Below are 17,404 nucleotides of genomic sequence, written 5' to 3'. Positions count from 1 at the left end.
TCCGAGTAACTGGCGGAAGTCTGAAATGGAGCGTAGCGGAATACGACTTCCGCCGGTATACTTTCAGCCAAAAAGCCTTCCGGCACGCCCAAAACGGGATGCCGGAAGGCTTTTTGGCATTTAACAAAGCCAGAATGCCGGCGCTACGGATGATTCTGACGCACTACTGCCCGGTTGCTCATGCCATCCTGAATCACGCTGCTGAACTGCGAATCTGCCCCCTGGTACGTCTGCGCGTTGTTGCCAATGCCCGTCTGCCGTTGCCGCGCCACATGGTCGTCGCCGTCCTGGTCGATGTAGGCCGTGTTGTTGGCCGTGAGCCCGCCGCCCTGATACTGCCGCGCCTCGTTGTCGTCGCCGTCCTGCTCGATGGTGGCCGTGTTCTGATTAACGATAAAAAGCCCGCCTTCCTGCTGGCGCTGCACGGCCTCGTTCCGGTTGCCGTTCTGCGTGGCCGTGGCCATGTTCTGGGAGCCGTCCTGGTTCTGCAGCAGACTGTTGCCGTTGCCCATCTGCGTGCCGGTAGCCCCGTTCAGGCCCGTGCCGCCCTGCGTCTGGCGCGAGTTGTTGTTGTTGCCCGTAGTGGTAATGAGGGCACTATTGCCCAGCCCCGACTGCTTCTGGTAAGCATCATTATCGTTGCCAACCTGCGCGATGATAGCCGAATTGGCCCGGCCCACCTGCTCCTGATAGCCCGTGTTGCGCGCGCCGGTCTGGGTGGCGGTGGCGGTGTTGGTGCCGCGCTGGGCTTGGGTGATGTCGTTGTCGTTGCCGGTTTGGGTGGCCGTGGCGTTGTTGAATGGCCCCAGCTCCTGGGTTTGGCTGATGCTGTTGCGGTTGCCGGTTTGCGTAGCTACTACCTTGCTCGCGCTGGCATCCTGCAGCTGCGTAATGTCGTTGCGGTTGCCCAGCTGATCGGCCGTGGCGGTATTGTTGGCTCCCAGCTGCTGCACATCCAGCACATTTTCGTTGCCCGTCTGGGTGCCGGCCGACGTGTTGCGGGTGCCGGGCTGCAAAATCTGGGCGCGGTTGGCGTCGCCGATCTGCTGCAGTGTACTGATGTTGCTCTGCGCATACGAGTTACCGGCTCCCAGCAGCAACAGGCTGGCCCCCAGGACAATTTTGATAGGATTTTTCATAAGGTGTCTGGTAAAAGTGGAAAAATGGTGAAATTGAAATGAATAAATAAAACTATAAAAAATATTTAAATAATATAATTATATGTGGGATTATTTCCGCTTGCCTTCCCGCCGCCAACTCTAATTGTGCCGCGGTCCGGCCGCTTGCGGCCGGCCGCCACCAGCCGCCACTGCCCACGCGAAAGTTCGCGCTACCGCCTACATTCGTGCTTATGCTCTACCGTCTGGCCCCGGCCTTCCTGCTTCTGCTAACCACCGGCTGCGTTCCGCTGGGCACGCCCATCACCGACCCCAACGCCGCTCGCCGCCCCGCCGGCCAGCAGCGCGCGCCGGAGTACTACGCCGACAAAACCATCCGCTACGAGGACTATATCTACAACCCCGATGTGCGCTCGGTGCAGTGCTACGTAGCCACGGGGCAGCCTACGGAGGTGTTTCAGCCGCCGGTAGTGCCGCTTTCGCAGGGTCAGCCCGTCACGCTGGAGTTTGATGTGCTGGGCGCGGCTTCCCAGCGCCTCACCGCCAAGCTGGTGCACTGCGATGCCGGCTGGCAGCCCTCGGTGCTGACGGATATGCAGTTTCTGAGCGAGATAAATGAGTTTCTGCTCACCGACTACCGCACCGGCGTGGGCACCAAAGTGCCCTACTATCATTACAGAATGCAGATGCCGCGCGTGAAGATCAGCGGCAACTACCTGTTGCTGGTGCAAAGCGCGGGCGGCGTGCCGGTGCTCAGCCGCCGCGTGCTGGTGTATGAGAATCAGGTGGAAATAGATCTGCGTCAGGGAATTCCGGTGGCCGGTGCCGAGCGCTACACCCTGCAGCAGGTCGATTTCAGCATTGGCTACGGCGGCCTAAACCTGGTGAACCCGGTGCAGGAGGTGAAGGTGGTGCTGCGCCAGAATTTCCGCTGGGACAATGCCCGCTACAACCTGCGCCCTACCTTCGTGCGCGATGCCGACCGCCGGCTCGAATACCAGTACTTCAACTTCGAAAACGCCTTCGCAGCCAGCAACGAGTTCCGCTTCTTCGATCTGCGCTCCCTGCGCGTGATGGGCGCCGGCATGGCCCTGCTCGACCCCAACGCCTCGCCCCGCACCGTAACGCTCACGCCCGAGATAACCCGCACCGGGCAAAACTACTCGCAGTACGACGACATCAACGGGCAGCGCGTGTTTGAAAACCGCGAATTCGGCAACGGGGCCACCAACGGCGACTACGCCAGCGTCCTGTTTCAGCTGCAGGCCGAGCAGCAGGCCCCCGGCCCCGTGTATGTACTCGGGGCCCTCACCGACTGGCAGCTTAAAGACGAGTTTAAGCTGAATTACGACCCGGAAACCCGGCAGTACAGCACCCGCGTGCTGCTCAAGCAGGGCTACTACAACTATCAGTACGTGGTGGCCAAGCCCGGCGCGGCCCCGGATAACGTGTACTTTGAAGGCAGCCACCGCGAAACCGAAAACCAGTATGATCTGCTGGTGTACTACCGCCCGCCCGGCACCCGCGCCGACCTGCTCATCGGCTACCAGACCGTCACCGTCAACGGCCGCCGCCCCTGAGCCGGCAGGTTGAGCGGGTTTGGGAGCGCCAATGCACGATGTAGAGACGCATAATTGCGTCTGGTCGTGCGCACCGTTTGGTTGGTTCGAGCAGCCAGGAGGCGCTACCACGACCACTGCGAAACCCTGCGGTTTGACCCTGCGAAACCCTGCGCGAAAACCCGCCTGAAAACTACCCGAGGAAGCGCCGCAACCAAAGCCCCGGTGGAGCGTTGCAGGAAACCACTTGCCCTCCTCATTCCGACTCATGAAATCCATTCTGCCGCTGGCCGCGCTGCTTTTGGCCGCTTCCTGCTCCGTGAACCCCGTAACGGGAAAAAAAGAAGTTATGCTCGTTTCGAAAGGGCAGGAGCTGGCCATGGGCCAGCAGTCCGACCCGGCCGTGACGGCGCAGTTCGGGCTGTATGCCGACCCCAAAATCCAGAAGTTTATCAACGACAAGGGCAAGGCTATGGGGGCCGTTTCGCACCGCCCCGAGCTGAGCTACCAGTTCCGGGTCGTCGATTCGCCGGTGATAAATGCCTTTGCCATTCCCGGCGGCTACGTGTACTTTACCCGCGGCATTATGGCCCATTTCAACAATGAGGCACAGTTTGCGGGCGTACTGGGCCACGAAATCGGCCACGTCACGGCCCGGCACTCGGCCAAGCAGCAGACCAATGCCATCATCGGGCAGGTGGGGCTGATGGGGGCCATGATTGCCTCGCCGCGCCTGGCCGAGTTCGGCGAGCAGGCTTCGCAGGGCTTGCAGCTGCTGTTTCTCAAATTCGGCCGCGACGACGAAAGCCAGTCGGATGAGCTGGGCGTGCAGTATTCCTCCAAAATCGGCTACGACGCTTCGCAGATGGCCGATTTCTTCCGCACCCTGGAGCGCCAGCAGCAGCAGAGCGGCACCCCCGCCATCCCCGATTTCCTCTCCACCCATCCCAACCCCGCCGACCGCTACAACCGCGTGCACGAGCTGGCCGACCAATGGAAGCAGCAGAACGGCAACCCCAAAGACCTCAAAATCAACCGCGACCAGTACTTGCGCCTCATCGACGGCATCGTGTACGGCGAAGATCCGCGCCAGGGCTTCGTGGAAAACAACGCGTTTTACCATCCCGAGCTGAAGTTCAGCTTTCCGGTGCCGGCCGGCTGGAAGCACCAGAATACGCCCCAGCAGTTTCAGATGGCCGACCCCGCCGGCAAGGCCCTCATGATGCTGGCCCTGGCTCCCGGCGCTTCGCTGGATGAGGCCGCCCAGGCGCTGGTGAAGCAGTTCAGTCTGCAGCCCACCGACTCGCGCCGCCTCACCGTCAACGGCTTTCCGGCTGTCGCCTTCGTGGCCGACCAAGTGCAGCAGGACCCGCAAACCGGCCAGCAGGTGGCCGGCATCCGCACGCTGGTCTACCTCATTCAGGACGGCAAAACCATCTACGCGCTGCTCGGGGCCGCCGCCCCAGCCGATTTTCCCGGCTACCAGCCCACCTTCAGCAGTACTATGGAAGGCTTCGCCCGCCTCACCGACCCCGACAAGCTGGGCCGCCAGCCCGAGCATGTACGCGTCAAAACCCTGAAGCTGCGCAGCAACCTGGGTCAGGCCCTGAAAAGCCAAGGCGTGCCCGAGAAGCGGCTGGAGGAAATGGCCATTCTGAACGGAATGCAGCTCAACGAGCAAGTAAATGCGGGCTCCCTGATTAAGATAGTGGGCAAATAGAAACCAAATGCGGCGCATTGCTCTGACGCCAGATTGGCCGGTTTTTTGGACTGTTGCCCACGGCCCGGCCGGCATCCGCTACCCACGGGCTTCGGCGTAGCCAGGTGCAACCTGCCCAGGGGCCGGGCCGTTGCAAGCTCATCCTTTTCATTCTACGTGGCTTCTGCCGCCTTCCACTGCCATGAATTTTCCCCGTTTTCGTCCTTTGCAAACCGGCGCGCTAGCGCTGCTGCTCTTGCCCCTGGCCAGTGCGACGCCTCTGGCGGAAGCACCCCCTAAAAAAGCCAAAACCACTGTTGCGCTACCAGTGCAGGGTGCCCAGCCCGATCCGCAGGTCATTGCTCAGTTTGGGTTGCTCAATAGTCCCACTCTGCAGCGCTTCATCGATGAGAAAGGCATGCAGATGGGCCGCGCCTCCGACCGCCCGGCCGACGTGAAAGGCTTCACCATCGTCGATTCGCCCATTATCAATGCCTTTGCCACCCCCGACGGCCATGTGTACTTCACTCGCGGCATTATGGCGTATTTCAACAATGAGGCGCAGTTTTCCGGCGTACTGGGGCATGAAATAGGCCACATTACGGCCCGGCATGGCCAGAAGCAGCAAACCCGCTCCACCATTGCCAACGGCGCTATTCTGTTGGGCTCCATCCTTTCCAAGCGCGTGGCTTCCCTGGCTCAGCCGGCCTCGCAGGTGGTGGGGCTGGGCCTGCTCAAATATGGCCGCGACGACGAGAATGAGTCCGATCAGCTGGGCGTGAAGTATTCTTCTAAAATTGGTTACGACCCGGCCTCCATGGCCGACTTCTTCCTGACGCTGCAGCGCACCCAGCAGAGCAGCGGGGCCGCCACCATTCCCACGTTCCTGTCGTCGCACCCCAACTCCGCCGACCGCTACCAGAACGTGAAAAAGATGGCCGTGCAGGCTGAGCAGCAGGCCGGCCGTCAGCTAGCCGTGAACCGCGACCAGTACCTGCGCCTTATCGACGGCCTGGCCTACGGCGACAACCCGCGCGAGGGCTACGTGGAAGGCGGCGTGTTCTACCACCCCGACCTGAAATTCCGCTTCCCAATTCCCGCGGGCTGGAAGTCGCAGAACTCCCCGTCGCAGTTTCAGATGGCCGAGCCTAATGGCAAAGCCGTTATCGTACTGGTGCCCGCCGGCGGGGGCTCCCTCGATGCCGCCGCCGAGGCCCTGGCCAAGCAGCTGAATCTGCAGTCGCCGCAGGCCAGCCGCACCACCATCAACAGCTTCCCCGCCATCGCCATCCAGGGCGACCAAATCGGGCAGGATCAGCAGGGGCAGCAGGGCGTCACGGCCCGCACGCTCACCTACCTAATCCAGGACGGGCAGTCCATTTACGCCTTGGTGGGGCTCACTGCGCCCTCCACCTTCGATACCTACGCGCCGCAGTTCCAGCGCACCGCCCAAGGCTTCGCCCGCCTCACGGAAGCCAGCAAACTAAACCGCCAGCCCGAGCGCATCCGCATCAAAACCGCCAAAGCCGGCCAGACGCTGGCCTCGGCCTTGGCCGCCAACGGCGTGCCCAGCGCCCGCCGCGAAGAAATGGCCATTCTGAACGGAATGCAGCTTAGTGATAAGCTAACCACTGGGCAGCTGTTTAAAGTAGTAGGGCAGTAGCTACCCAAAGCTGGGTCCAGAGCCATAAACGTAAAAAGGCCACCTGCACAGGTGGCCTTTTTACGTTTGCCCCAAACCTTTGAAGTACCAAAAAAAGATGGGGACTAGGTAGCTTTACACATTAAACCGGAAGTGCATGATGTCGCCATCCTGCACCACATAGTCCTTGCCTTCCACGGCCATCTTGCCGGCTTCCTTAATCTTTACCTCGGTCTTATACTCTTGGTAATCCGGCAGCTTAATGACTTCGGCGCGGATGAAGCCCTTCTCAAAGTCGGAGTGAATGACGCCGGCGGCGGCGGGCGCCTTGTCGCCCTTATGAATGGTCCAGGCACGTACTTCCTGCACGCCGGCGGTGAAGTAGGTAATCAGGTTCAGCAGCTCGTAGCTGGCCCGGATCAGCTTGTTCAGGCCCGACTCGGTGAGGCCGTACTCGCCCAGGAACATTTCCTTTTCCTCGGGGTCTTCCATGTCGGCAATCTGCTCCTCGATGGCAGCCGAAACCAGCACCACGCCGGCTCCTTCCGCTTTCACATGCTCGCGCAGGGCCGCCACGTGGTGGTTGCCGTCGGTCTTGATGCTGGCCTCATCCACATTGGCCACATAAATCACGGGCTTGATGGTGAGCAGCTGCAAATCGGCCACGGCTTCCAGTTCCAGCTCGTCGGCCACTACGGCGCGGGCGTTCTGACCGGCTTCTAGCGCCGCCTTAAAGCGCTGCAGCACCGTCACTTCCTTCTTGGCAGCCGCGTCGCCCGCCTTCGCCGAGCGCTCCGACTTCTGCAGCTTCTTGTCAATGCTTTCCAGGTCCTTGAGCTGCAGCTCGGTGTCAATCACGTCCTTATCAAACACCGGATCGACGCCGCCGGCTACGTGCACGATGTTGGGGTCATCAAAGCAGCGCACCACGTGAATGATGGCATCCACTTCCCGGATGTTGGCCAGAAACTTGTTGCCCAGGCCTTCACCCTTCGAAGCCCCTTTCACCAAGCCGGCAATGTCGACGAACTCGATGATAGTAGGCAGCACCCGCTTGGGGTTCACCAGCGCCTCCAGAATCTGGAGCCGCTCGTCGGGCACGGTAATCACGCCCACGTTGGGCTCAATGGTGCAGAACGGATAGTTGGCCGATTCGGCCTTGGCGTTCGAAAGGGCGTTGAACAGCGTGGACTTACCCACGTTCGGCAAACCGACGATTCCGCAGCGGAGACCCATAATAGTGAAATGGTGAGTTGGTGAAATGGTGAGTTGCGACCTAGTGGCGCAATTCGAGGGGCAAAGGTACGGCCGATTTTTGGGGAAAACAGCAGTTCTGCCAAGCTTCGCGCCGGGAGAAAACGGCAGCGGCACGCCCTGGCCTGAAACCAGAGCGTGCCGCGCACAACATTGAGAAAGAGCAGAGGGAGAAAAGTAGGGGTTGTTTTCGCTAGGCGAGGCGGGTTAGTAGTTGTCGTCGCTCACGTTGCCGTTCACATGACCGTTGCCGTTATAAGGCTGGTCGTCGTAGGGCACGCGGGGGCGGTCCAACTCGGCTACTTCCTCTTCGCTCAGCAGCTCTTCGCGCACATATTCCACAGCATCCTGCAGGGCATCTACGAACTTGATGAAGTCTTCCTTGTACAGGAATATTTTGTGTTTCTCGTACGAGAAAGTGTCGTCATCACGCAGCTTACGCTTGCTTTCCGTGATGGTAAGATAGTAGTCCTGGCCGCGCGTTGCTTTCACGTCGAAAAAGTACGTGCGCTTGCCAGCTTTAATGCGTTGGGAGTAAATTTCTTCCTGATCGTGACGGTCTTCCACGGGCCTTCAAATGGTTGAGTTATTCCAAGATGATTGAATTGCCTGCTAAAGTAAACCGTTCCAATCAGATATAAAAATTTTAAGGTCTCATTTTTTTGCCCCCGGCCTGACTATATTTGTTAGACGGTGGGCTAATTATACTGGCAGCGCGCCGTCCGAAATCGGGCTGTTTTCCGGCGGCTGGTTTTGCCTGTCAATTCTATCGTTTAGCTGGCCGGTTCCGTCCCAACGGCGCGGGCTTGTATTCATTTTTTCTGGTATCTGACGCATGGCCCAACCGCTCGATCTGGCTGCCGTTCGCTCGTTTGAGAACCTGGAGTTTCTGGCCCGCCAGCTGGTCGAAGGCTTTATCACGGGCCTGCACCAGTCGCCCTACCACGGCTTTTCGGTGGAGTTTTCGGAGCATCGCCTCTACAACCCCGGCGAGAGCACCCGCCACCTCGACTGGAAGGTGTTTGCCCGCACCGATAAGCTCTTCGTGAAGCGCTACGAGGAGGAAACCAACCTGCGCTGCCACCTGCTGCTGGATGTAAGCCCCAGCATGTACTACCCCGCCCCCGGCCACGACAAGCTGCGCTTTGCCGTGCTGTGCGCGGCGGCCCTCACCACGCTGCTGCAGAAGCAGCGCGACGCGGTGGGCCTCGTCACCTTCGCCGACCAGGTGGAGCTGCAAACGCCGGTGCGCTCTACCACGGCCCACCGCCACACGCTGCTGCTCACGCTCCAGCAGCTGCTGGAGCGCCCGCCCGCGCCGCGCCGCGCCACCACCGATGTGGCCGGCGTCATCCACCAAATTGCCCAGCAAATTCCCAAACGCTCGCTGGTGGTGCTGTTTTCGGATATGCTGGGCCGTAGCCCCGAAGAGCAGACCCAAAGTCTGGCGGCCCTGCAGCACCTGCGCCACCAGCACCACGAGGTGCTGCTGTTTCACATCATGGACCGCGCCACGGAGGCGGATTTCGAGTTTGCCGAGCGGCCCTACCTGTTTGAAGACGCGGAAACCGGCGAGCAGATCAAGCTGCAGCCGGGGCAGGTGCGGGAGCAATACCGCGCGGCCATGCAGAAGTATGAGCACGAGCTGGCACTCCGCTGCGGCCAGTTCAAGATTGATTTCGTGCCCGTCGATATCCGCGAGCCGTTTGACAAAGTGCTGTATGCCTACCTAGTAAAGCGCCGCAAGGTGCGTTAGCCAGCGGCATTTGCGCAGCGGTAATTAAACTTAATTCGATTATGGAAACACTGGAAGCTTATCAAACAATGACTATCTGGCATTGCCGCGTCTGCGGCCTGGATTATGAAGAATCGCCGTGGGGCCTGGACGACCGCACGCCCGACTATACCATCTGCGAGTGCTGCGGTGCCGAGTTCGGCTACGACGACTATACGCCCGCCAGCGTGCGCCGCTACCGCCTGAACTGGCTGCAAAGCGGGGCCGCGTGGTTTTACCCCAAGCTACGCCCCGCCGACTGGCAGCCCGAGCCCCAGTTGGCCTACGTGCCGGAGCCCTACCGCTAGTTGTTATTAGTTGTCAGTTGCTGGTTGTCAGTTGTCAGTTCGTTCTTCGAAATACTATGGACTGACAACTAAATAACCAACAACTCAGCCATCCAGCGACTGCCAGAGGTATTTGCTGGCGATGGTGCGATAAGGGCGCCAAGATTCGGCTATTTCCGTCATACGGCGCAGCAGGGCGCGGCCGGTTTCTTCGAGGCCGTAGTGCCGGCGCATGGCGTTCTGAATGCCCAGGTCGCCTTCGGGAAACACGTCGGGCTGGTCCAGGCTGAACATTTGCAGCATTTGGGCCGTCCAGCGGCCGACGCCTTTTATCTGGGTAAGATGCTGGGTGAAAGCGTCTTCGGAGAGCTGGCTGAGGTGGGCGTGGTCGAGCTGGTCGCGCTGGGCAAAGCGGGCAATGTCGTGCAGGTAGCCGGCTTTCTGGCGCGAGATGCCGGCCGTGCGCAGATCATCCTCGGTAAGGGCCAGCAGGGCGGCCGGCTCAGGGTAGCCATCGGGTGGAAACAGCGCCTGCACCCGCCGCCAGATGGCTGCCGCCGCCTTGGTCGAAATCTGCTGGCTGACGATGGCGCGGAGCAGCGCCAGGTAGAGGTCTTCGTGTGCTGAGGGCTCTACCGGCCGGCCCGTGGCCATAATGGCCGCCAGCACCGGATCGGCCTGGCTCAAGTGGTGCCGGGCCGCGGTATACGGGTCAGGAAGTGGGAGAGGAGCAGGCATGGGGCCGGTTTTGGAAGAAATAGAAGCCTAGCTCCGCACGGCAGCCAGCGCCGCCTCAATGCGCCCGATCATGGCATCATCCACGTCGAGGTGCGTCACGAAGCGGATCATCTGCGGGCCGAAGGCGGAGGCTTTGATGCCCTGGGCTTCCAGCCGGGCCAGAAACTGCGCGGCTGGCATCTCGTCGCGGAGGCGGAAAATAACCAGGTTGGTATCGGCGGGCAGCACAAAATCGACGTAGGGCTGCGCGGCCAGCGTGGCGGCCAACTGCCGGGCGCGGCGGTGGTCGTCGGCGAGGCGCTCCACGTTGTGCTGCAGCGCATACAGGCCGGCGGCGGCCAGGTAGCCGGCCTGGCGCATGCCGCCGCCCATCACCTTGCGGATGCGCTTGGTTTTCTGAATGAACGCCCGGCTGCCCAGCAGCACCGAGCCCACCGGCGCCCCCAGCCCTTTCGACAGACACACCGAAATGGAGTCGAACAGCCGGCCGTATTCCGTGGATTCCTGGCCGGTGGCCACCAGCGCGTTGAAAATGCGGGCCCCATCGAGGTGCAGCGGAATCTGGTGGCGGCGGGCTACTTCGGCAATGGCTTCGATTTCGGCCAGCTCGTAGCAGCTGCCGCCGCCGCGGTTGTGGGTGTTTTCGAGCGAAATGAGGCTGGTAATGGGGTAGTGTACATTGACGGGCCGGATGGCGGCCTCCACCTGCGGGGCCGTGAGGCGGCCCCGCTCGCCGGGCAGCAGCGCCACCGAAGCCCCGGAGTGGAACGCAATACCGCCCACTTCCCAGAGGTAAATGTGCGAAGTCTGCTCGCAGACGACCTCGCTCAGCGGCTCGGTGTGGGCCTTGATGGCAATCTGGTTGGTCATGGTGCCGGAGGGGCAGAACAGGCCGGCTTCGAGCCCGAAACGAGCGGCAGCTTCCTGCTCCAGGGCCCGCACGGTGGGGTCTTCCTCATACACGTCGTCGCCGACGGGGGCGCGGAACATGGCCTCCAACATGGCCGGCGTGGGCCGGGTAACGGTATCGGAGCGTAAATCAATCAGGGGTTCTGACATAACTGGGGGCACTTAAGGGAGCGGGAAGGTAAGGAAGACGGCAGGACTATTTTGGGTTTCAAAAATAAGACTTACTTTTGCCCCTCCTTTACAAAAAGACTTAACCGACCCGGATATGAGTGTCACCCGACTGAAGCGCAAGCATCGCAAGAACATTGCGCGCGCCAACAACAAGCAGCGCATCATCAAGCAACTGCTCCTCACGCCCGTTCTGAAGAACGTGGATATTGAAGAGCTGAAGGCCAGCTTCAACGGCGGTGCTGCCCCCGCCCCATCTGAAACCAAGGCTGAGAAAGCCGCCGCCCGCTCGCAAAAGCAGGCTGACGCCAACACTGCCAAGGACAACGCCGCTGCCTTCGATGAGGCGGAGGCCGTAACCAAGCCCGTAAACGAAGACGGTCAGGAAGGCGAGCATCCCAAGCCGGAAATTGCCCTCTAAATAGCTTGCCATCCGAGTCGGTTGGCTTCAGATAGAATCAAAAAAGCGCCTCTCCCGGCTGGGAGAGGCGCTTTTTTGGTTTGTGGAGTTGTGAAAGGTGGAATTGTGAATCGTTCTGTCATCCTGAGCTTGCGAAGGACCTTCCTCGGTTAAGCGACAAGCCTTTTAAAACGAGTGAAGCCCTTTTACCATTTGCATGGTCAAGGGCTTTGTGCGTTGAAAGAGGTTTGCAGTAAATTACGAGGAAGGTCCTTCGCTTTGCTCAGGATGACAGCCGATTCACAATTTCACAACTTCACCTTTCCCCACCCCGCAGCCCCAGCTCAATGGCCTGCAGCTGCTGCACCTTGCCATTTTCTATCTCGAAGCGCAGCAGCGTGCGCACCTGGTGGAAGCCGTGGCGGCCGGCGGCACCGGGGTTGAGGTGCAGCAGGTGCAGCTTCGGGTCGGGCATCACTTTCAGAATGTGGGAGTGGCCGGTGATGAACAGACCGGGGCGCTCCTGCATCAGCAGCGGGCGGGCGGCGGGGGCGTAGTGGCCAGGGTAGCCGCCAATATGCGTGATAAGCACCCGCAGGCCCTCCAGCTCGAAGCTTTGCACCAGGGGCTGGGTCAGGCGCACGTCGCGGCCATCGATGTTGCCGTATACGCCGCGCAGAGGCGCTACCTGGGCCAACTGCTCGGCTACGGCGGCAGTGCCGAAGTCGCCGGCGTGCCAGATTTCGTCGCAGCCGCGCAGGTGGTGCAGAATCCGGTCGTCGAGGTAGCCGTGGGTATCGGAAAGCAGGCCGATTTTTTTCATATTCGGGCAAAGGTAGCGGGCCGCGCGGGCTAGGGGCCCGTTCGCTGGCTTTAAAATATATCGTTCAGCTTAAACCGGCAACGGAACCGGCTACATCCCGTATCTTGCCCGTCTTCTGCCGATTTCCGTTTGCCAATATTTATATTGTGTTTTGCGGCGTGCCCCGGCACAGGTTTCTTCCATTTGCCCCTCCTGATTACCCTGCGATGAATGTGTTCATCAACGATATACCGCTGATCATCAAGAAGACCAGCGACAAAGTGTACAAGCACCGCTACGACCTGGTGCTAAGCGCCGAGGACGAGTTTACGTCCAAAGACCTGATCGGCGATGTGCTGGTGCGCGACGTGACGGACGTATTCGTGGACCGGCTGCTGCGCCTGATGGAGGTGAAGAAGCTCAAAAAGCTGAAGTCGCTGACCATGCTGGCCCGCAAGAAGCCGCGCCTCATCCTGCACCTCAAAGATCAGTTCCGCATTGTGAAGGCCGCGGGCGGGCTGGTGGTGAAAGACGGGCTGATTCTGATGATTTACCGCCTGGGCAAGTGGGATTTGCCCAAGGGCAAGCTCAAGAAGGACGAAGATCCGGCCATTGGCTCGCTGCGCGAAGTGGAGGAGGAGTGCAACATCAAGATTGAGCTGGGCGACAAGCTGCCCAGCACCTGGCACTCCTACGCCTACAACGGCAACAAAATCCTGAAAAAAACGAACTGGTACATTATGCGCTGCCTCGACGATTCACTCATGAAGCCCCAGGCCGAAGAGTACATCGAAGAAGTGCGCTGGATGAATCCGCAGGAAGCCCTGGCCGTACTCGACGATTCGTACGCCTCCATTGCCCTGGTGGTGCGCCATTATCTGGGTGAGGCAGCCGGTAAGGAATCGGCCAAGGAGCCTGCCAAATAAACCTACTTTTTCCCCTTTCGAGTTGCTTATGCGCCCGTACCGCTACCTGCCTTTTATGTTGTTGCTGAGCGGCCTGGCCGCCTGCACCGGCACCCAGACCGCCGTTGAAAAGAGTGCGCCCAACGCCTCGCAGCCCAGCGCCATGCGGCCCGCCATGCTGGATATGCCCGCCCTAATGGGCCGCAACATCGACCAGGTGCGTCGGGCGCTGGGGCCGCCCACCGAAACCAAAACCCAGGCCATCGGCATAGAGCCCACGCCCGAGCAGATGCGCTCCACGAAGGGCGAAGACTGGATCAACACGTTCGAGAAAAACGGCTCTACGGTGGTGGTTACCTTCAATGCCCGCACCCGCAAAGTGCTAGACATGGTGCTCATCGGCGCGGAAGAGGACGAGCTGATGCGCCGCGGCAACCTCAGCCTGACGGCCCCGGACTACCTGGTGCTGCCCGTGGCCGACCCCAAAAATGCCAACAAGATTTCCGGCCTGCGCGTAGTGTCGCGCCGCTGATAGCCTGCTCCCTCCGCTATTCTCTGGCCAACGGGCAGAGCTGCACCTGCCCCTGGGCGGGCTGGCTCTGCCCGTTCGGCTTATTGGCCAGGGCCGCCTCAGCCCGCCCCGTCTCTGTTTGATACCAGCTAAAAGCTCCGATATTGGGGCTGATTATGGAAAAGCAGCCGACCCGTACCTTCACTATCCGCGAGGGCAACGACTCCATCGTTGCGCAGAAAGCCAACAAAGGCAAGTCGATTATAGTGGACGTGGACGCCCGGGGGCTGAAGTCCAAGTACGCGCCCTTTATGGATATCGACGGAGAGCTGCTGTTCAGCGTGGTGCCCGCGCTGATTATGGTGCGAGTGCTGCGCCGTTTTCTTGATTTGCCCACCCGCCTGCCGCGCGTGAGCCAGGCGCTGGGGTGGATTTGGGTGCCGATGGCGGTGCTGTTTGTGGCCGACCAGATTTTTCGGTTTCACACTAAGCTGCTCGACGATGGCTACCGCCTCTTCGCCTACACGGTAGGGGTGCTGGTGCTGGCCGCGCTGCGCCACTACCGGCCGGCCCGCACGGTGCTGCTGGCGGCGCTGCCCTATGTGCTCTACCTGGCCATTGAGCTGATGCTCACGGCCGGCGGTATTAAGCTGGGTAAGAAGTATGATGATATAGTGAACAACTCGGAGGGCTTTGCGCTGCTCTGGCTATTCACGTTTTTTCTCATTGCCCGCAGCCAGAAGAAAACGCTGGAAAAAGAGCGGCTGGAGCGCGAGGCTGAAGAGCAGGAGCGGCAGCGCATCGCGGCCCAAAACGTGGAGCTGGAGCGGCTGGTGGCCGAGCGCACCTCGGCCCTGACCCGGCAGGCGGAGGAGCTGCGCGAAACCCTCACCGAGCTGAAAACCACCCAGGCCCAGCTGGTGCAGAGCGAGAAAATGGCCTCCCTAGGCGAGCTGACGGCCGGCATCGCCCACGAGATTCAGAACCCGCTCAACTTCGTGAACAACTTCTCGGAGGTGAGCGTGGAGCTGCTGCACGAACTGCAGGAAGGCCCGCTGCAACAGCTGCCCGACGCGGAAAAAACGTACGCCAACGAGCTGCTGACTGACCTGGTGCAGAACCTGCAGAAGATAACCACCCACGGCAAGCGCGCCGACAGCATTGTGAAAGGCATGCTGGAGCACAGCCGCGCCAGCAGCGGCGAGCGGCGCCCCACCGACCTGAACGCCCTGGCCGACGAATACCTGCGCCTGAGCTACCACGGCCTGCGGGCCAAAGACAAGAGCTTCAACGCCACGCTCACCACCGACTTCGACCCTGGCCTGAGTCCGGTTTCGGTGGTATCGCAGGAAGTGGGGCGGGTGCTGCTGAATATGTTCACCAACGCTTTTTATGCCGTGCAGCAGCGCCAGAAGCTGGGGCAGCCCGGCTACGCGCCGGAAGTGCGCGTGAGTACCCACCAGCGGGCGGAGGAAGTGGAAATAAGGGTGCGCGACAACGGCACCGGCATGCCGGACAGCGTGAAGGCCAAGGTATTCCAGCCGTTTTTTACCACCAAGCCCACCGGCGAGGGCACCGGCCTGGGCCTCTCGCTCAGCCACGACATCATCGTGAAAGGCCACGGCGGCACGCTGCAGGTGGATAGCTGCCTGGGCCAATACACGGAATTTATCATTACCCTGCCCATCTAAAAGGCGCGGTTCCCTGTCGATTATAGTAGCTTTGCCATGATGAAAATACTGGTTGTTGACGACGAAAAAGACGTGCGGGTGCTATTTGAGCAGCGTTTTCGGCGCGAAATCCGCAACGGCGAAGTGGCGTTTTCATTCGCTTATTCGGGCGAGGAGGCGCTGGCCTACCTGCGCGAGCATTTCTCGGAAGTGGTCCTGATTCTGTCCGATATTAACATGCCCGGCATGAGCGGGCTGGAGCTGCTGCGCCACATCCGGCAGGACTACCCGGTGAACCCGCCGCCCCCGCCGCCCACCGTGATGATGATAACGGCCTACGGCGGCCAGCACAGCTACGAGGAAGCGCTGCGGCTCGGGGCCGACGACCTGCTCACCAAGCCCGTAGACTTTGCGGCGCTGAAAGAAAAGCTTCACTTGCTGAACAACGCATGAAAACGAAAATACTGGTCGTCGACGACGAAGCGGACCTGGAGCTGCTGATCAAGCAGAAATTCCGCCGCAAGATTCGCGAGGGCGAATATGAGTTCACCTTTGCCAGCAACGGCCAGGAGGCGCTGAAGCGCGTGGCCGAGCACGCCGATACCGACATTATCCTCACCGACATCAACATGCCCGTGATGGATGGGCTCACGCTGCTCTCGAAGGTGCACGAAAGCAATCCGACCATCAAAACCGTAATCGTATCGGCCTACGGCGATATGACGAACATCCGCACGGCCATGAACCGCGGGGCCTTCGACTTTGTGTGCAAGCCCGTGGACTTCACCGACCTGGAGGTGACGATGGAAAAAACCATTCAGCAGGTGCGCATGCTGCGCGACACGCTGCGGGCCATTCAGGAAAACAACATCCTGAAGATGTACGTGGATGAGACGGTCATCAACTTCATGGCCCGGCCCGGCTTCGAGAATACGCTGCTGGTGAGCGAAACCGTGGATGCCACGGTGGCCTTCATCGACATTTGCGGCTTCACTTCGCTGTCGGAGAAGCTGCCGCCAGCCACGGTGGTGCAGATGCTCAACTCGTACTTCGACCAGATCGTGAAGAGCGTCATTGCCCAGGGCGGGCACGTAGATAAGTTTATGGGCGATGCCGTGATGGCTGTGTTCCGGGGCGAATATCACCTCGACCGCGCCATCGACGCGGCCTTGGCCGTGCGCACCACGCTGCAGGCCAACCACGATTTGCCGCCCGGCCTGGACTACAAGCCCAACGTATCCATTGGCATCAACACCGGCGAGATGGTATCGGGCAATATCGGCTCGGCCTCGCTGCGCCGCCTCGACTACACCGTTATCGGCGACACGGTAAACATGAGCCAGCGGCTGCAGTCGGTGGCCCAGGCCGGCCAGATCGTCATCAGCGAAGCCACGTACCAGAAAGTGAAGGAGTCGTTTGCGTGCAAGCCGATCGGGGAAATAACCCTGAAAAACAAGGCCCAGCCGGTAATGACCTACGAGGTAGTATCGTAGGGCGGCAGCGCGAAAGGCACGAAGTCATCGACGTTGCCGCCGAAGCGGTGAATCTCGCGGATGATGGTGCTGCTGATGGCGGCCAGCGCGGGCGCGGTAATCAGAAACACGGTTTCCAGCGCCGGATTTACGTGGCGGTTGGCCTGGGCAATGGTGTTTTCGTACTCGAAGTCGGTGGTGTTGCGCAGGCCGCGCAATAGGAAGTTCGCGCCTACCTGCCGGGCAAAATCGGCGGTGAGGCCCTTGTAAGTCTGCACCGACACGCGCGGCTCGTCCCGGAAAACCTCTTCAATCAGACCCACCATCTGCTCCACGGGCAGGTAGCGGGTTTTGCTGGTATTGGTGCCGATGGCAATGATAATCTTATCAAACAGTCCCACCCCGCGCCGCACCACATCGAGGTGCCCATTGGTAAAAGGGTCGAAGGAGCCGGGGAAAAGCGCGGTTTTCATTGGTGAGGCGGTGAAGTGTGGAA

Annotated in this window: 18 protein-coding genes; 11 read left to right on the top strand and 7 right to left on the bottom strand. The window is 60.5% G+C overall.

The window, feature by feature from the left end; genetic code table 11:
• Positions 1-143: 143 nt before the first annotated feature.
• Positions 144-1,139, bottom strand: coding sequence for a hypothetical protein (locus tag BUB62_RS07865; protein ID WP_073108327.1), 996 nt, complete (start codon positions 1,137-1,139; stop codon positions 144-146).
• 212 nt (positions 1,140-1,351) lie between these two features.
• On the opposite strand from BUB62_RS07865, the gene BUB62_RS07860 reads away from it, so the two are divergent.
• The 3 genes from BUB62_RS07860 (at position 1,352) to BUB62_RS07850 (ending at position 6,039) form a co-directional block, all read left to right on the top strand.
• The gene (locus tag BUB62_RS07860; RefSeq protein WP_073108324.1) at positions 1,352-2,698 is read left to right on the top strand and encodes a type IX secretion system plug protein; all 1,347 of its coding nucleotides are present in this window, start codon (positions 1,352-1,354) and stop codon (positions 2,696-2,698) included.
• Between the two features lie 247 nt (positions 2,699-2,945).
• Entirely contained in the window at positions 2,946-4,397 is a 1,452-nt protein-coding gene (locus BUB62_RS07855) for a M48 family metalloprotease (RefSeq protein WP_073108321.1), read from the top strand.
• 181 nt (positions 4,398-4,578) lie between these two features.
• On the top strand, positions 4,579-6,039 hold the full coding sequence (locus BUB62_RS07850; protein ID WP_084538914.1) for a M48 family metalloprotease: 1,461 nt from the start codon (positions 4,579-4,581) through the stop codon (positions 6,037-6,039).
• 114 nt (positions 6,040-6,153) lie between these two features.
• Here BUB62_RS07850 and ychF read toward each other — a convergent pair whose 3' ends face one another.
• Positions 6,154-7,254, bottom strand: coding sequence for a redox-regulated ATPase YchF (gene ychF / locus BUB62_RS07845; protein ID WP_073108319.1), 1,101 nt, complete (start codon positions 7,252-7,254; stop codon positions 6,154-6,156).
• 225 nt (positions 7,255-7,479) lie between these two features.
• Complete coding sequence (locus BUB62_RS07840; protein WP_073108317.1) at positions 7,480-7,839, bottom strand: DUF3276 family protein; 360 nt, start codon at positions 7,837-7,839, stop codon at positions 7,480-7,482.
• Positions 7,840-8,107: 268 nt separating this feature from the next.
• Between BUB62_RS07840 and BUB62_RS07835 the strand changes: the two genes are divergently transcribed.
• Together BUB62_RS07835 and BUB62_RS07830 are read left to right on the top strand one after the other, a co-directional pair.
• Positions 8,108-9,028, top strand: coding sequence for a DUF58 domain-containing protein (locus BUB62_RS07835; protein ID WP_073108315.1), 921 nt, complete (start codon positions 8,108-8,110; stop codon positions 9,026-9,028).
• 41 nt (positions 9,029-9,069) lie between these two features.
• Positions 9,070-9,354, top strand: a complete 285-nt coding sequence (locus BUB62_RS07830) for a hypothetical protein (protein WP_084538913.1) — start codon at positions 9,070-9,072, stop codon at positions 9,352-9,354.
• An 84-nt stretch (positions 9,355-9,438) separates the two neighbouring features.
• On the opposite strand, the gene BUB62_RS07825 is transcribed toward BUB62_RS07830, so the two are convergent.
• Together BUB62_RS07825 and BUB62_RS07820 are read right to left on the bottom strand one after the other, a co-directional pair.
• Complete coding sequence (locus BUB62_RS07825; protein WP_073108311.1) at positions 9,439-10,071, bottom strand: DNA-3-methyladenine glycosylase family protein; 633 nt, start codon at positions 10,069-10,071, stop codon at positions 9,439-9,441.
• A gap of 27 nt (positions 10,072-10,098) precedes the next feature.
• Entirely contained in the window at positions 10,099-11,130 is a 1,032-nt protein-coding gene (locus tag BUB62_RS07820; protein WP_073108308.1) for a threonine aldolase family protein, read from the bottom strand.
• 115 nt (positions 11,131-11,245) lie between these two features.
• On the opposite strand from BUB62_RS07820, the gene BUB62_RS18725 reads away from it, so the two are divergent.
• Positions 11,246-11,569: a hypothetical protein gene (locus BUB62_RS18725; protein WP_084538912.1), complete on the top strand. Its 324-nt coding sequence runs from the start codon at positions 11,246-11,248 to the stop codon at positions 11,567-11,569.
• 295 nt (positions 11,570-11,864) lie between these two features.
• On the opposite strand, the gene BUB62_RS07810 is transcribed toward BUB62_RS18725, so the two are convergent.
• Entirely contained in the window at positions 11,865-12,371 is a 507-nt protein-coding gene (locus BUB62_RS07810; protein WP_073108307.1) for a metallophosphoesterase family protein, read from the bottom strand.
• 206 nt (positions 12,372-12,577) lie between these two features.
• Between BUB62_RS07810 and BUB62_RS07805 the strand changes: the two genes are divergently transcribed.
• The 5 genes from BUB62_RS07805 to BUB62_RS07785 all read left to right on the top strand — a co-directional run bounded on the left by BUB62_RS07805 (position 12,578) and on the right by BUB62_RS07785 (position 16,929).
• On the top strand, positions 12,578-13,276 hold the full coding sequence (locus tag BUB62_RS07805) for an NUDIX hydrolase (RefSeq protein ID WP_073108305.1): 699 nt from the start codon (positions 12,578-12,580) through the stop codon (positions 13,274-13,276).
• A gap of 28 nt (positions 13,277-13,304) precedes the next feature.
• Entirely contained in the window at positions 13,305-13,787 is a 483-nt protein-coding gene (locus BUB62_RS07800; protein ID WP_073108303.1) for a hypothetical protein, read from the top strand.
• A gap of 155 nt (positions 13,788-13,942) precedes the next feature.
• Positions 13,943-15,457, top strand: coding sequence for an ATP-binding protein (locus tag BUB62_RS07795; protein WP_234988650.1), 1,515 nt, complete (start codon positions 13,943-13,945; stop codon positions 15,455-15,457).
• A gap of 39 nt (positions 15,458-15,496) precedes the next feature.
• Positions 15,497-15,889: a response regulator gene (locus tag BUB62_RS07790; RefSeq protein WP_200799901.1), complete on the top strand. Its 393-nt coding sequence runs from the start codon at positions 15,497-15,499 to the stop codon at positions 15,887-15,889.
• Positions 15,886-16,929 carry an adenylate/guanylate cyclase domain-containing protein gene (locus tag BUB62_RS07785; RefSeq protein WP_073108297.1) on the top strand — a complete coding sequence of 348 codons (1,044 nt, stop codon included), beginning with the start codon at positions 15,886-15,888 and terminating at the stop codon, positions 16,927-16,929. The genes BUB62_RS07790 and BUB62_RS07785 overlap by 4 nt, the downstream gene beginning before the upstream one ends.
• On the opposite strand, the gene coaD is transcribed toward BUB62_RS07785, so the two are convergent.
• A complete protein-coding gene (gene coaD, locus BUB62_RS07780) occupies positions 16,911-17,381 on the bottom strand; it encodes a pantetheine-phosphate adenylyltransferase (RefSeq protein ID WP_073108294.1) in 471 nt (156 codons plus the stop codon). The genes BUB62_RS07785 and coaD overlap by 19 nt on opposite strands.
• Positions 17,382-17,404 lie beyond the last annotated feature (23 nt).

Source organism: Hymenobacter daecheongensis DSM 21074 (assembly GCF_900141805.1).
Classification (GTDB): domain Bacteria; phylum Bacteroidota; class Bacteroidia; order Cytophagales; family Hymenobacteraceae; genus Hymenobacter; species Hymenobacter daecheongensis.
The sequence above is the reverse complement of the archived record's forward strand: the minus strand, read 5'-3'. Positions and strand labels throughout refer to the sequence as shown.

Excerpts from the sequence above, each read along its gene's own strand:
- BUB62_RS07865 (WP_073108327.1), bottom strand. The coding sequence starts at position 1,139 with ATGAAAAATCCTATCAAAATTGTCCTGGGGGCCAGCCTGTTGCTGCTG.
- BUB62_RS07860 (WP_073108324.1), top strand. The coding sequence starts at position 1,352 with ATGCTCTACCGTCTGGCCCCGGCCTTCCTGCTTCTGCTAACCACCGGC.
- BUB62_RS07855 (WP_073108321.1), top strand. The coding sequence starts at position 2,946 with ATGAAATCCATTCTGCCGCTGGCCGCGCTGCTTTTGGCCGCTTCCTGC.
- BUB62_RS07850 (WP_084538914.1), top strand. The coding sequence starts at position 4,579 with ATGAATTTTCCCCGTTTTCGTCCTTTGCAAACCGGCGCGCTAGCGCTG.
- ychF (WP_073108319.1), bottom strand. The coding sequence starts at position 7,254 with ATGGGTCTCCGCTGCGGAATCGTCGGTTTGCCGAACGTGGGTAAGTCC.
- BUB62_RS07835 (WP_073108315.1), top strand. The coding sequence starts at position 8,108 with ATGGCCCAACCGCTCGATCTGGCTGCCGTTCGCTCGTTTGAGAACCTG.
- BUB62_RS07830 (WP_084538913.1), top strand. The coding sequence starts at position 9,070 with ATGGAAACACTGGAAGCTTATCAAACAATGACTATCTGGCATTGCCGC.
- BUB62_RS07825 (WP_073108311.1), bottom strand. The coding sequence starts at position 10,071 with ATGCCTGCTCCTCTCCCACTTCCTGACCCGTATACCGCGGCCCGGCAC.
- BUB62_RS07820 (WP_073108308.1), bottom strand. The coding sequence starts at position 11,130 with ATGTCAGAACCCCTGATTGATTTACGCTCCGATACCGTTACCCGGCCC.
- BUB62_RS18725 (WP_084538912.1), top strand. The coding sequence starts at position 11,246 with ATGAGTGTCACCCGACTGAAGCGCAAGCATCGCAAGAACATTGCGCGC.
- BUB62_RS07810 (WP_073108307.1), bottom strand. The coding sequence starts at position 12,371 with ATGAAAAAAATCGGCCTGCTTTCCGATACCCACGGCTACCTCGACGAC.
- BUB62_RS07805 (WP_073108305.1), top strand. The coding sequence starts at position 12,578 with ATGAATGTGTTCATCAACGATATACCGCTGATCATCAAGAAGACCAGC.
- BUB62_RS07800 (WP_073108303.1), top strand. The coding sequence starts at position 13,305 with ATGCGCCCGTACCGCTACCTGCCTTTTATGTTGTTGCTGAGCGGCCTG.
- BUB62_RS07795 (WP_234988650.1), top strand. The coding sequence starts at position 13,943 with ATGGAAAAGCAGCCGACCCGTACCTTCACTATCCGCGAGGGCAACGAC.
- BUB62_RS07790 (WP_200799901.1), top strand. The coding sequence starts at position 15,497 with ATGAAAATACTGGTTGTTGACGACGAAAAAGACGTGCGGGTGCTATTT.
- BUB62_RS07785 (WP_073108297.1), top strand. The coding sequence starts at position 15,886 with ATGAAAACGAAAATACTGGTCGTCGACGACGAAGCGGACCTGGAGCTG.
- coaD (WP_073108294.1), bottom strand. The coding sequence starts at position 17,381 with ATGAAAACCGCGCTTTTCCCCGGCTCCTTCGACCCTTTTACCAATGGG.